Source organism: Microcoleus sp. CZ3-B2 (assembly GCF_036705055.1).
In the GTDB taxonomy this organism is placed as follows: domain Bacteria; phylum Cyanobacteriota; class Cyanobacteriia; order Cyanobacteriales; family Microcoleaceae; genus Microcoleus.
Map to the genome: position 1 here is coordinate 192,663 of NZ_JAUBTN010000001.1, position 13,192 is coordinate 205,854.

Below are 13,192 nucleotides of genomic sequence, written 5' to 3' on the forward strand. Positions count from 1 at the left end.
AAAAGCCCATGTCAACCAAAATAATCCTTGTAGAATCAAGGTTGGCAGTAGCCTCTCCCAAGCCCAAACAGGCTAAACCTGCAGGTTTAGCCTCCGATCAACTCTTGATGGGAGCATCCGGGGCACTGTTGTTATTGCTTATCGGTTTAGCGGTGTTTACCAAGCTAAAACTCAAAGATTTGAGCAAGAAGCTCAAATTTGAAGAGTTTAGAAATCGAGAACTCCAGAAAAAATACAAAATGGCTCTGGAAACCTTGACAAAGATGGAAAAAAATCCCGACCTCATCCACTCGCGAGACTTTAATTTAGACTACCTGAGAATGCGGATGGCGGAAGAGGTTTTTCACTTTGCCATTGTGAACAAAATTAAGGTAAAAGTCAAAGACAAAATTAGTATTGCCCTGCGTCCGACTCAGGGTGCTGTCGGAGATAAAAACGGAAGTGCAGGCAGCGGCAGACAAGTGGATTCGACGTTTGATATCGAATACGAAACTGGCGATCCGGCAGTAAAAATAGAAAAGCGAGTGCTGTTTCGGATTCAAATTAAGCTGATGAAACTGCCGACTCAGGCAACATCGGCGACAATTAATCAAATTATTGATTGTTTGGAAACTTACCTGAGTCCTTCCGACGATCACGACAGTTGGCAGCCAACAATTCAAGGTCGCATTGTTCACATTGAGTGGGATCAAAAAGCCAAGCCAACGCCGATGTTGGTGCTGGAACAGTCAAACGAAGGGGTGAATGTTAGCTTTAGGACTACGAGAGCTGCTGCGGGCAGACTTGCGAACGATCTTCCAAGTCAAGTTGCCTCTGTTAAAAGTTCAAAAGGAACAAAAGGTGTTACCAAGATTCCAAGTAAAACTGCATCTAAAAGTTCTAGTAAAACTGGGGCGAAGCGCCCTGCTTCCCGCAAATAAGCGGATTTAATTAAGTTTATTTGCTGGCAATAGGAGCGGTGGCGGTGTTGGTGGCGGTGTCTTGTGCGAGGTAGCCGTCTTCCATGTGAATAATGCGATCGGCTATGTCTAAAATCCGGTTGTCGTGGGTGACGAGCAATATTGTACTGTGCTGTTCTTTGGCTAAACTTCGCATGATTTCTACCACATCTCTACCAGATTTGCTGTCTAGGGCTGCGGTGGGTTCGTCGGCTAATATTAATTTTGGTTGACTGACTAATGCGCGGGCGATCGCAACTCTTTGTTTTTGTCCGCCAGAAAGACTGTCCGGGTAATATTCTATTCTTTCTCCCAACCCTACAGCTTCCAGCATTCGCTCTATTTTATCGTGAGTTTCTTGGCTAGAAAGATGGCTGTGCAGTTCCAGAGACATTTGCACGTTTTGCCTTGCTGTCAAGCATTTGAGCAAATTGTGAGCTTGGAAAATATAACCGATGTCGCGGCGGAGTTGAACTAATTTATTTTTCTTGGTTCCCCGCAATTCTTGGTCGAGAATTTTGAGACTGCCTTCTTGGATCGATCGCAAAGCTCCAATCAAGGTTAACAACGTTGTTTTGCCAGACCCGGAAGGCCCGGTCATCAGCACGATTTCGCCCGGATAAATTTCGAGGTTGATGTCAAATAATGTCTGTTTGCGAAGTTGTCCTTCGCCGAAGGAATGATTGAGATTTTTAATGGAAACAACTGGTGTAGCGTTCATAATTAATTGGTATTATTTAATGAAATCAACCCCTAAGGTTCAAAATAATCAGACAAGGCTCAAATGAGATCGGGCTCGACTCCCTGCGATCGCAAATAAGCAGCCAATCGCTCTTTTTGTTCTCGTTCAGCATCGGCGCGTTGGCTTTCAACATCGGCGTCGAGGTAACGCTGTGGGGTTGAAGCTTTGGGTCATAGCGCAGAACCGAGGAAGAGTGCGATCGAGAGGGATGCTCTCTTACAGCATAGCGTTCGATCGGCAAAGCTATCAATAACCAATCACTAATAACCAATAACCAATAACCAATAACCAATAACCAATAACCAATAACCAATAACAAATTTAAAAAATATCCGCCGGGTCTGCAGCCTGCAACTTTCTAACTGCGATCGCCCCCGATAGACAACACATCACAACTGTCATTACAAACACAGTTACAGCCTTCCCCACCGTCATGTACATCGGCAAACTCGTAGCACTTCTCCCTAAATTGTACAGCACCACAGAAACCCCAAACCCAGGCAAATAGCCAAGAATTGCTAATATTAAAGCCTCTTGAAAAACCACCCCCAAAAAGTAAAAATCCTTATATCCCATCGCCTTTAGCGTAGCGTATTCCGGCAAGTGATCGTTAACATCAGTATAAAGAATTTGGTAAACAATCACTATCCCGACGATAAATCCCATTGCCGCGCCGAGAGTGAAAATAAATCCGATTGCCGTGCCTTCTTCCCAATACTTTTTCTCAAAAGCCACAAACTCTTTTTTAGAATCAATCCGCACATCTGACGGCAAAGTTGCCCTCATTTTTTCCACAACAGCCTTAACATCCGTTCCCGGTTGCAAGTAAACAATACCAATATCAATTAAACCTTTTGTTCTCCGCGTCGCAAAAATTCGCAGAAAGTTCAAATCGGTAGTAACAATATTTCCATCTGCACCGAAAGATGCCCCTAAAGTAAATAAACCCTCTACCTTAACGCGGCGGTTGTCAACTTCAGTTTCAACAGTTTTTCCCCCATCGAAATATTCAGCTACTGGCCCGAATTCCGGGCGGGAAGCTCGGTCAAATAAGACCACATCCGACATCTTAATTTTGTCCAAATTATTTTGGATTTCGGGCATATCAAAAATCGGATGAGCGGGGTCAAAACCGATGACCATCAATTGGCGGGTATTGCTCTGGTTGGGAGCGGGATTTTTCCACAAGCCAAAGCCTAGATATACCGGGCTGATTGCTGTAACGCTGTTAAAACTCAAAGCTTGATACAAGCGCCGCTGGGGGAAGCTTTTCATGGCTATTAAAGCCGTAGATTGGCTGCTGGTGATGAAAATATCTCCTTGTAACTGTGAATGGAAGCTGACGGAACTTTCAAACAGCGCGTCTCTAAATCCGAACTGCATAAACATCAGCAAGTCGGCAAATCCAATGCCTGCTAGCGCGATGACTAAGCGCATTTTTTCGCGGGTTAACTGTGCCCAAGCTAAGGGTATTTTTGCCATAATGAAGGAAGGGGGAAGAAGGCAGTTGGCAGGAAAGCAGTTGGCAGGAAAGCAGTTGGCAGGAAAGCAGTAGTTAACGGTTAACAGTCAACAATTCCAAATCTTAGATGTCTATTTTAACTTGAACCTGCAAGTTTGTGAGCGATGCAACTTTCTTGCTCGATTCGGGGTCTAGGCGAATTCTGACTTCGATAACTCTCGCGTCGGTGTCGGCGGCGGGGTCAGTATTGAGGACATCTTTTTTGCCGATTTGTTTGCCGATTCGAGTGACTGTTCCTTCTAAATTGCCGACAAATACGGGGCTGGTGATGGTAGCGCGCTGGCCGTTTCGGACTTTGGCGATGTCGGTTTCGTAAACTTCGGCTATGGCGTACATTTGATCGGTGCGGCCTAGTTCTACGATGCCGTCTTGGGTGTTGATGCGTTCTCCTTGTCTGGTGTTAACTTTGAGGATGGAACCGGATACGGGTGCTTTGACGTAGCTTAAGTTTAAGTCTACTTGGGCTTTTTGTTTGGTGGCGATCGCACTTTCGACTGCGGCTTGGGCGGCTTGTACGTCTTCGGAACGGACTTCGGATATTTGGTCGAGATTTGCTCTGGCTTGATTGATTTGTGCTTCGCCGGTTTCTGATTTTTGTTTCAGCATTGCTTCGGCTTGATTGATTTGTTCTCGGCCTGTTTCTATCTTTTGATTTAAAGTGGCTCTAGCTTGGTTGATTTCTTGTCTTCCTGTTTCTAATTTGCGTTTAAGATTGGCGCGGGATTGGTTGATTTCTTGTTGGCCTGTTTCTAATGTTTGTTTGAGGGTAGCTTGAGTTTCAATTATTTCCTGTTGCACAGTTGCGACGGTTTTTTCTAATATCGCTTGTGCTTCTCTAACTTTTTGTTTGGCTGTAGCTACTGTTAAGCGTTTGGTGTCGTAGGTGGAAGCGGAAATTGCGCCTGTTTCGGAGAGTTCTTTGTTGCGTTGTTCCTCGGCTTCGGCGTTGGTTAATTCGGCTTTTAGTCGATCGACTGTAGCGTTTTGAGAGGCAATTTCGCCGCGCAATTGAGCTTCCAGCCTCGCGAGTTTGGCTTGCTGCGCTTGAGTTTCTCTTTGCAGTTGCGCTTCAAATTTGGCAAGATTGGCTTGTTCGGCTTCGGTTTCTCTTTGCAGTTGAGCTTCAAATTTGGCTACGTTTGCTTGTTCGGCTTCGGTTTCTCTTTGCAGTTGAGCTTCTAGGCGGGCGACATTGGCTGCTTCGCCTTCAGTTTCTCTTTGACGTTGAACTTCTGACTTGGAAACTTCGGCTTTTTGGGCGACGATTTCCCCGGTTTTTGCGCCTGCTTGAATTTTGGCTAATTCTGCTTGTTTGACTTGAACTTCTTTGTCGGCTTGTTGGAGGATGGCTTGCAGCCGATCGCGCGTATCGAGAACTGCTATGATTTGTCCTTGACTGACGCGATCGCCCTCTTCCACCCGCAACTCTTCAATTCTCGCTCCCTCCGACGCTGAAGGGGCGGACAATTTGATCACTTCCCCCTGGGGAGTCAACCTACCCAAAGCTGTCACGCTGCTGCGAGTGGAGGCTGGAGTTGCAGCCGCCGTTGCAGCCGCCTTTAACTCTTCGGCTTTTTTAATTTGAGATACTTGCCAAAAACCGACTCCTGCGATCATGACAGTAGCGGCGGTCGCTAAACCGATGACTCCTCGCCCTGGGGGTTTTAAAAATGACTTATCCTTGACCCGCGATTCCTTTCCCATGACTTATCACATAGGTGATTTCTTGATTAAGTTTTTTCACACCTATTGTTAAGTATTGTAAACTGATTTCAGCTATTTAGGGAAATCAAAAAGCACCTGAGTCATGTAATTTTCTGCCCAATCTTGACCGAAAGCTTTTTCTAGGACGCGGCGGGTTTTGTCGTTTTGCTGCTGCTGGGTGCAGTAGTAAATTTGAGCGTCGAGAATTTTCGATGCTTCGGCCGCAGAGACTGGTTCTGCTGCAACTGCGAGTTGGCAGTGAATTTCAACGTAGGATTCAACTATGTCCAGAAATCTGGTTTCTTCTTCCGGTGAATCGGGCCGGACAAACAGGCAAAATTCTGAGAAAATATCTCCCCAGTCAGGAATTTGGCGGGGACAGGAAAATTGGTTGACCGGCAAAGTTTGCAGTTGGGTTCGGTAGGCTTCCGACAAAGTGCGGCTCTGATTGAGGGGAGAAAGGTCTGCGATCGCCGCGCTAATTTTGCCTTTGCCTGCTACGATATCGGTACCGAACATTGGCAAAGCGTAATTCGGTCTGGGAAACATCACGCAGTGCAGAATATCCAGCACCGGCCCGACTTTAGCGAGTTCGAGATGTATTTTGCGGAACTGCGGAGTTTGATAGCAGCGGTTTTCCACGATCAGTTTTTCTCCCTCCAAGCGCCCTTCTATATATCCCAACTCAGCGGGGAGGTGGTAGGGTTCGAGGTCGAGATAGCGGTGCCATACTGCTTCCATCCGTTGTGCTAGTTCGCGGATGAGGTAGTGCTGTTGCTCGCGCAGGGAAGGCTGGGAGATTTCTAACATTCCTAATTTATCGGGCGATCGCTTAATAAAACTTGATTCTACGGTTGCAGGATGCAGGAAAAAAGGTAGATACTTTTAAGGATACCAGCAGATTGACTTGCGATCGAGCAAGTTTTAGAGGAGATGACTGTATGTTTGGTCTGGGATTGCCCGAAATGGGCATTATTGCGGTAGTCGCTATTCTAATTTTTGGCCCTAAAAAAATTCCTGAGTTGGGAAATGCTTTGGGTAAAACGCTGCGGAGTTTTAAGGAAGGGGTCGGTCTAGGTGATGATGAATCGGCTCTAGACGAGAAGGAGAAGGAGAAAGAGAAGGAGAAGGAGGAAGAAGGCCCACCGAAAATCTAAATTAGGTTCAATCGAGAAAACTTCACTCCTGATTTTTTTGGGACTTGCATTCCGATGCAAAAAACCTATGGCGGAAATTTGCCCTCTCTAACTTCTAGGGAATAATCTTTGACAGCTTGAGTAATTGTTTCTCGCAAATTAGTGTAAGCTTTGGCAAAAGGCGGTTGTTTTTCCGAAAGTCCCAACAAATCGGAAGTAACTAAAACTTGTCCGTCGCAGTGCGGCCCGGCCCCGATGCCAATGGTGGGAACAGTTAATTTTTGGGTAATTTGAGCGGCTAAATCTGGGGGAATGTGTTCGAGGACGATCGCAAAAACCCCGGCTTCTTCCAGTGCGATCGACTCTGCTATGATGCGATCGGCAGATTCCGCTGTTTTGCCTTGTTTTTTGTAGCCTAATTGGTGTACCGACTGCGGAGTTAAACCGACGTGTCCCATCACCGGAATTCCGGCGGATGTTAGCTGCGAAACAGTAGTCGCCATTGCTGGATATCCGCCCTCCAATTTGACAGCTTGAGCGCCAGTTTCTTTCAAAACTCTCCCCGCCGAGTGCATCGCTTGCTGCGGACTTTCCTGGTAAGTCAAAAACGGCAAATCGACCACAATTAATGCTTGTTTGACTCCGCGACGCACTGCTTTAGCGTGGTGCAGCATTTCATCGAGAGTTAGGGGCAGTGTTGTTTCGTAGCCCAATACTGTCATTGCTAGGGAATCTCCGACTAAGATGATGTCTGCGCCGGCTTGGTCGAGTAGTTGGGCGATCGCACAATCATAACCTGTCAGCGCGACAATTGCACGCCCTTGCTGTTTCCACTGAATAAGTTGGTGTGTAGTTACTGCCATTTATTGCAAAAATATAAAATTCGTTCAGACTATTACTTATGATATCAAATAGAACATTACCATCGAAATTATTATTGCATCTGTAGCGAGCGGCCTGGAAAGCTTTAAAACTCGACTGGGAAATTATTTACACTCGCGCACCGCCAAATTGAATAATATCAATGGAAGGTTTTTTAGCAAAAAAACTAGCATAAATCTGCCTCAAGCGCGATCGAACTTCCCCGGAATTTACCGGACGCTGCTGCAAATCCCATCGCCCAGATCCTTTATACAAAATTCTCGATAGTTAAACAATTATTTCAGATTTTCTTTAACTTTGAGCTTTTCAATAATCCCAACTTAAAAAAATATAATGCTTTTGTACAACTGATTCAGACTTGCTGTATAGTTTGCCAATAAATTCCTGACTCAAGAATATCGTAAAATCTAGCAACCACAATAAGCTGTTGCGGCATATAAACTGTATATCCAAAAAAAATAAAACAATGAGTGGGGAGTAGGGGTTGGGCAGGAGAGCCAGCCCTAAATATGCAATTCAAATGCGCGACAGCTTATCGGATAATGGTGAAGCAACCAACCAGGTAAACAGCATGAGTATTGACCAATTAAACACAGACTACGGCATTGCAGACAACCTCACCTTCGCTAGCGGAAACGGTGGTTTCCCGATGATTCACATCGACAACGGTCAAGCCAAAGCCGTGATTTCTGTGTATGCTGGCCAAGTGCTCTCCTTCCAACCAGCCACCGAAACCGCAGACGTGATGTTTTTGAGCGAAAAAGCTTACTACGCCGAAGGAAAAGCCATCAAAGGCGGTATACCCATTTGTTGGCCCTGGTTTGGCCCAGATCCCGAAGACTTGGGCCGCCCCAGCCACGGGTTTGTGCGGAATCGCCTGTGGAATGTGGTAGCAACCGCCACCACCCCAGAGGGCGCAACCAAAGTCACTCTAGGACTTCAGGATACCGAGGAAACAAGAGAAATTTGGCCTCAAGCCTTTGAACTGGCGATCGCCATTACCGTTGGCACCAGCCTCACTGTAGAATTAATCACCCGCAATCTGGGCGACAAAGCATTTCCCCTCACCCAAGCTTTGCACACCTACTTCCAAGTCGGCGACATCAACCGCGTGCAGGTTTTGGGTTTAGAAAATAGCCAGTATCTTGATAAAGTTGATGGTGGTGTAGAAAAAACTCAAGTAGGTGCAGTTGTAGCAGTCGGTGAGGTCGATCGCATTTATCTCGATGTCACCAATCAAATAGTAATTGACGATGCCGCCCTAAATCGTCGGATTCGCATTCAATCCTCTGGCAGCAAATCCGCCGTTGTGTGGAATCCCTGGGTGACAATTTCTGCAAACATGGCCGACCTCGACGATGCAGATTATCAGCGCTTAATCTGCGTAGAAACGACCAATGCGGCTACAGATATTGTGGAAGTCCCCGCGCATGGTGAGTTCTGCTTGCAAGCAATTTACAGTGTTGAGCGCGATTAAACAATGAGAGATTAATAAGCTGTTGCACGAGTTTTTGATTGATAGAGCAACTGCAGATCCAAGGCAGATTAACGCACATAATTTCAAGATAGTTGTAGATTTTTGTAATGTCGTGTCCGGTCGATTAAGAACAATAAGATTGTTGTGCTAATCGACCGGACATGATATAAGAGGTCTATTGAAAAGTTATGTTACCGCAAGGCACAATCATATCGAATCCCTGATTTCTCCCTTCTTTCTTTTTTAGTTTGTTTAGCACAGACATGGTTTCTAGGGGATAGATTTCAACCGCCGTCTGCATCTGTTTATGTCTTCTTCCTTCTTCCTTATTCCTGATGACTAGCCTTCGACTTCGCTCAGGCTAAAATGACTAAGGACTGTTGACTGTTAACTGTTAACTGTTAACTAATGACCAATGACCAATGACTAATGACTAATGACTAATGACTAATGACTAATGACTAATGACTAATGACTAATAACTAATTACCATCAATAATTATGCAAAATTTCAACTGGACAAAACTTCAAAATGGCTCAGACATTCGCGGTATCGCCCTCGAAGGGGTTCCCAATGAAAAAGTCAACCTCACCCCGGAAATTGTCACAATTTTAGGTCAGTCTTTTGTCAGTTGGCTGGTGGAAAAAGTCCACAAACCCGCTGCAGAATTGATAATTGCGATCGGGCGCGACAGCCGCCTATCTGGCCCAACTTTAATGCAAGCAGTCATGGAGGGAATCGCCTCCGTTGGTGCCACAGTATACGACTTTGAAATGGCATCAACCCCCGCCATGTTTATGAGTACCGTAACCCCCGGTTTTGATTGCGACGGCGCGATTATGCTCACTGCTAGCCATTTACCTTTTAATCGCAACGGCTTAAAGTTTTTCACCGCCAACGGTGGGTTACAAAAAAAAGATATTACCGATATTTTAACACTAGCCCAAAGCAATCATTTTCAGCCAGCCGCAGCGACAGGTAACATTACTAAGCATGATTTTATCTCTGTTTATGCCAACCAATTTGTCAAACAAATTCGGGAATCAGTCAATCATCCCGATAACTTTGAGCAACCGCTGACAGGGTTAAAAATTGTTGTGGATGCGGGGAATGGTGCGGGCGGATTTTATGTCGATAAAGTCTTAAAACCTTTAGGTGCAGACACTACCGGCAGTCAATTTTTAGAACCAGATGGTACTTTCCCCAATCATGTACCCAATCCCGAAGATAAACAGGCAATGCAGTCAATTTGTCAAGCGGTAATTGAAAATCATGCTGATTTTGGGATTATTTTTGATACTGATGTCGATCGCAGTGCGGCCGTCGATGGAGTTGGCAAGGAACTCAATCGCAATCGCTTAATTGCTTTGATTTCTGCGATAATCTTACAAGAACACCCAGGCTCTACCATTGTCACCGATTCTATCACCTCCGATGGTTTAACGCAATTCATCGAACAGGATTTAAAAGGGATTCACCATCGCTTTAAACGCGGCTACAAAAATGTGATTGACGAGTCGGTTCGCCTGAATCAAGCCGGACAGGAATCGTGGCTGGCGATTGAAACCTCTGGCCACGGAGCTTTGAAAGAAAATTATTTTCTGGATGATGGCGCTTACTTGGTGAGCAAATTATTGATTGAATTGGCTAAATCCAAGCTAGCCAATCAATCGTTACCAGATTTAATTGCTAATTTACAAGAACCCGCAGAAAGTGCAGAATTTCGGATTAAAATTAATGTGGATGATTTCAAAGTTCTGGGAGAGGCTGTCATCGACAAACTGCAAGATTTTACTTCAACGCAAGCCGACTGGAAAATTGTTCCCAATAACTACGAAGGCGTGCGAATTTCTTGCACATCAGCTAGCGAATCCGGCTGGTTTTTGTTACGCTTATCCTTGCACGATCCGGTGATGGTTTTGAATGTTGAGTCTAATGTTGATGGTGGTGTCGCTCTCATAGTTGCTCGGCTTTTAGCTTTTTTCCTAACAACAGAATCGCTAGATTTATCTGCTTTGTAAACCCAATTTTAATTGGGATTATTACTAAACCAAATCCTAGGAGGAATTCGATAATGTGGCTTTTAATTATTAATTGTTCTGCAGCAAGCTGGGAAACCCATTCCAAAGCTTTTAAGGCGATCGCAGAAAAATATCCGGCCACGCCTCTTTCTTCCAAAAAGATGAAAGGCGACGGTGAACGCATCATGGAATATAAACTTGAAAATGTCAATGATGTAGAGGACTTTATGGAAGAATGCTTGACTTTGGATGGCTTTACCGCTACTTTTGAATCTCTATAAATCCGGGGTTGGAACTCGAAAAATTCTCAATAAACTTCTTGCGTAAATCTTCGGTTGTTCGGTCAATTGCGGAGGTAAGGCAGATTATTTAATGAGAGTTTACGAATAAAGCAACTCTGCTTTGCATTTATGGTTTGTAGTGGGCGCGAAAGTCCTCTGTTTAATATCGTCCCCGGTAGATTGACCGATCGATTGGATCGCGCGTGCGTCAGTCAGTGTCCGCAACAAATGAGCGGACTCGCATTCCGTACTACGAACCTTTGTTAGATCGGTTAATCGATGGGACAGGGTATGAAACCTTTTGATTTATAGAGCTGCATTGGTTTTGGGAAGTGGGATGAATTGGTAATCGGGAGACTTCAAAGCCCAAGCTAAAAAACGTTCTGTGTAATACAAAGCTAATTGATTGCTAGGCCCATTAAAAACTGCATCAAAGGCGTGTTCTGCCCAAGGAATTTCGAGCAAAATAGCACGATTTCCTGTGGCGCGCAATCGTTCGTAGAGCGATCGCCCAAACTTAGCCTGTACGATATGGTCGCGACCTCCATAAACCAGTAGAGAAGGGGGAAGATTTGTTTTAATATAATTGATGGGAGAAGCCTGACGGTAAAGTTCCTTGAGTTCCTCTGGCGTTCCTCCGAGAAAGGCACGCAAGACGGCTCGAACATCGATCGCATCAGGAAAAGGTGGGTCATTGTATCCCCCAATCAGGTTATTGGGGCCGTAATAATTCACCACTGCTCTAATGGGAAGCGCGCTGGAACCGTAAGTAGTTAGCATTGCTAAATGGGCCCCTGCAGACCTTCCCATCAAAGCAATTTTATCAAGATCGATTTCCCAATCACCGGCATGAGTTTTGATGTAGGAAAGAGCGGCTTGCACGTCTTCAAGCTGAGCCGGAAACTTATATTTGGGAGCGTGGCGGTAATCAATTGCTACAACACAATAACCTCGCGCGGCCATGTAGCGGTTGAATTCTTCATTGTAATCGGGATTACCTCTTTGCCAAGCTCCTCCGTAAAGCATGATTATCGCCGGATATTTGCCAATTTGCATCGGCCTGTAAAGGTTGAGTTTCAGTGAAACTCCGTCAGGGTTAGCAAATACAATATCCCGATCGCTCCTGATGTCTCTCATGGGAATTCCCCGGAACGCATCTGCTAGGATAAACGGTTGAGGGCGTAGCTGCGCGCGCAGGGTTTGAGGAACGGTGGCTAAATAGTTTTTGCCTAAAACTGCTGGCATTTCGGTAGCTATCGCTGCGTTCGTTGCTGTTAGTTGCATCAGCGGAAGCAGGCTCAGAATGAGGGCGAACAGGTTACAAATTAGTAAAGTAATGTAGACTTTGCCTCGATGTCGTTTGAGCAGATTCAGCAAAAGGGCGATCGTATTTAGGCCCACCAACCAAGGACTAATTTCTGGTGCACCCACCGCCAAAGGGTACAAAAACAGCGTGGGTGCTGGTACGACGATCCAGAGACTGAGAAATAGCCCGATCGCGCTGGCGAACCAACGAATAAATCGCGAGACTAAGAACCCTGTCAATAATCGTAACTTTTTGCCGTTATTCTTGGGGAGCATCGGATTTTCGCAACCTAATTTTTAATCAGCTTAAATTAATCGGGCGGTTTTGATTGGTGATACGATCGCCCCTGCCACCACCAAACCATAGTAATGCGTTCGGGTGCCGCAATTTGTGAGATTGCTGACATAAGTAAGTCGGTGGGGAAAAACACAACTGTGTTAAGAAAGATAAATGAGGCTAAAACCCCAATCCCTCCTGCATTCTGTCTCCTGACTCCTGCCTCATCCCAACTACAAATATTTACGCCTTTCTACTTATTTCACAGTTTTTGATGCAAACAAGCCAAAATTGTGATAACATCATGTATGTACAAAAATCGGTTCCAACAACAAACCAGCGTTGGAAGAAACGGGGAAAATTCGGTGCAAATCCGCTGCTGTCCCGCAACTGTGATGAGATGATAGAATCTCTCAGTCAGAAGACCCGCCGATCGCAAACCTGTTCTTTTTCGTCTGCGAGGCATAGATGATGGTTAATTCAGTATTATTTAATCGATCGCCCTATAAAAAATTGGGGCCTTGAAGATTTACTTGCAGCGCAGTGAATCACCAGAGCTTGAATTCTCTGCTAAATTTTAGTGCCCGGTAGGATAAAAGTACGCGGCAAAAAACCGATTGTTGGGGTAAAAATCGCTCTATGGAATGAGAAAGATATTGATTTTACCTCTGGCATTCATTCACAAATTATCTGAAAAGCATCTGCGTTGCATCTGTGTCGATCTGCTTGACATCTGCGGTTGATCTATCGATCGAAGACTTATGCAGCGCAAGTCTATGAAATTTCACCGATTGCTGATAGATGCTCAGTCAGATAATAGCTGAGTCGTGACAGTAAAGACTAGGCGATAGCCCATAAATCGCTAACTTTTTCGCTGTAGTCTGTCGCAACAAATAGACATCGTGA

At 45.2% G+C, this 13,192-nt stretch carries 12 protein-coding genes and 1 riboswitch; of the genes, 5 read left to right on the top strand and 7 right to left on the bottom strand.

All coding sequences use genetic code 11. The features are described 5' to 3' along the window. Window positions 1-8: 8 nt before the first annotated feature. Window positions 9-920 (top strand): hypothetical protein, encoded by a 912-nt coding sequence (locus QUA97_RS00875; RefSeq protein ID WP_194065686.1) that lies wholly within the window; start codon window positions 9-11, stop codon window positions 918-920. Between the two features lie 16 nt (window positions 921-936). Here the strand turns inward: QUA97_RS00875 and QUA97_RS00880 are convergent, their stop codons facing one another. From QUA97_RS00880 to QUA97_RS00895, 4 genes are all read right to left on the bottom strand, one after another. Then, window positions 937-1,659: a DevA family ABC transporter ATP-binding protein gene (locus tag QUA97_RS00880; RefSeq protein ID WP_194065687.1), complete on the bottom strand. Its 723-nt coding sequence runs from the start codon at window positions 1,657-1,659 to the stop codon at window positions 937-939. 342 nt (window positions 1,660-2,001) lie between these two features. Beyond that, entirely contained in the window at window positions 2,002-3,162 is a 1,161-nt protein-coding gene (gene devC, locus QUA97_RS00885; protein ID WP_333192169.1) for an ABC transporter permease DevC, read from the bottom strand. Window positions 3,163-3,265: 103 nt separating this feature from the next. Continuing rightward, window positions 3,266-4,906 (bottom strand): HlyD family efflux transporter periplasmic adaptor subunit, encoded by a 1,641-nt coding sequence (locus QUA97_RS00890; RefSeq protein WP_194065689.1) that lies wholly within the window; start codon window positions 4,904-4,906, stop codon window positions 3,266-3,268. 72 nt (window positions 4,907-4,978) lie between these two features. Beyond that, window positions 4,979-5,716, bottom strand: coding sequence for a phycocyanobilin:ferredoxin oxidoreductase (locus tag QUA97_RS00895; RefSeq protein ID WP_194065690.1), 738 nt, complete (start codon window positions 5,714-5,716; stop codon window positions 4,979-4,981). Window positions 5,717-5,748: 32 nt separating this feature from the next. Here QUA97_RS00895 and tatA point away from each other — a divergent pair, with 32 nt between their 5' ends. Continuing rightward, entirely contained in the window at window positions 5,749-6,063 is a 315-nt protein-coding gene (gene tatA, locus QUA97_RS00900) for a twin-arginine translocase TatA/TatE family subunit (protein WP_333192176.1), read from the top strand. A 65-nt stretch (window positions 6,064-6,128) separates the two neighbouring features. Here tatA and panB read toward each other — a convergent pair whose 3' ends face one another. Further along, a complete protein-coding gene (panB, locus tag QUA97_RS00905) occupies window positions 6,129-6,905 on the bottom strand; it encodes a 3-methyl-2-oxobutanoate hydroxymethyltransferase (RefSeq protein WP_194065691.1) in 777 nt (258 codons plus the stop codon). 127 nt (window positions 6,906-7,032) lie between these two features. Beyond that, entirely contained in the window at window positions 7,033-7,179 is a 147-nt protein-coding gene (locus QUA97_RS00910; protein WP_194065692.1) for a hypothetical protein, read from the bottom strand. Window positions 7,180-7,444: 265 nt separating this feature from the next. On the opposite strand from QUA97_RS00910, the gene QUA97_RS00915 reads away from it, so the two are divergent. The 3 genes from QUA97_RS00915 (at window position 7,445) to QUA97_RS00925 (ending at window position 10,704) form a co-directional block, all read left to right on the top strand. Next, a complete protein-coding gene (locus tag QUA97_RS00915; RefSeq protein ID WP_333192182.1) occupies window positions 7,445-8,401 on the top strand; it encodes a D-hexose-6-phosphate mutarotase in 957 nt (318 codons plus the stop codon). A gap of 501 nt (window positions 8,402-8,902) precedes the next feature. Then, window positions 8,903-10,423 (top strand): phosphomannomutase/phosphoglucomutase, encoded by a 1,521-nt coding sequence (locus QUA97_RS00920; protein ID WP_333192185.1) that lies wholly within the window; start codon window positions 8,903-8,905, stop codon window positions 10,421-10,423. A 53-nt stretch (window positions 10,424-10,476) separates the two neighbouring features. Continuing rightward, window positions 10,477-10,704 (top strand): hypothetical protein, encoded by a 228-nt coding sequence (locus tag QUA97_RS00925; RefSeq protein ID WP_194011858.1) that lies wholly within the window; start codon window positions 10,477-10,479, stop codon window positions 10,702-10,704. A 306-nt stretch (window positions 10,705-11,010) separates the two neighbouring features. Here QUA97_RS00925 and QUA97_RS00930 read toward each other — a convergent pair whose 3' ends face one another. After that, window positions 11,011-12,285, bottom strand: coding sequence for an alpha/beta hydrolase (locus tag QUA97_RS00930; protein ID WP_194065695.1), 1,275 nt, complete (start codon window positions 12,283-12,285; stop codon window positions 11,011-11,013). A gap of 304 nt (window positions 12,286-12,589) precedes the next feature. Further along, a riboswitch (cobalamin riboswitch) is annotated at window positions 12,590-12,734 on the top strand. The last annotated feature ends 458 nt before the right edge of the window (window positions 12,735-13,192 follow it).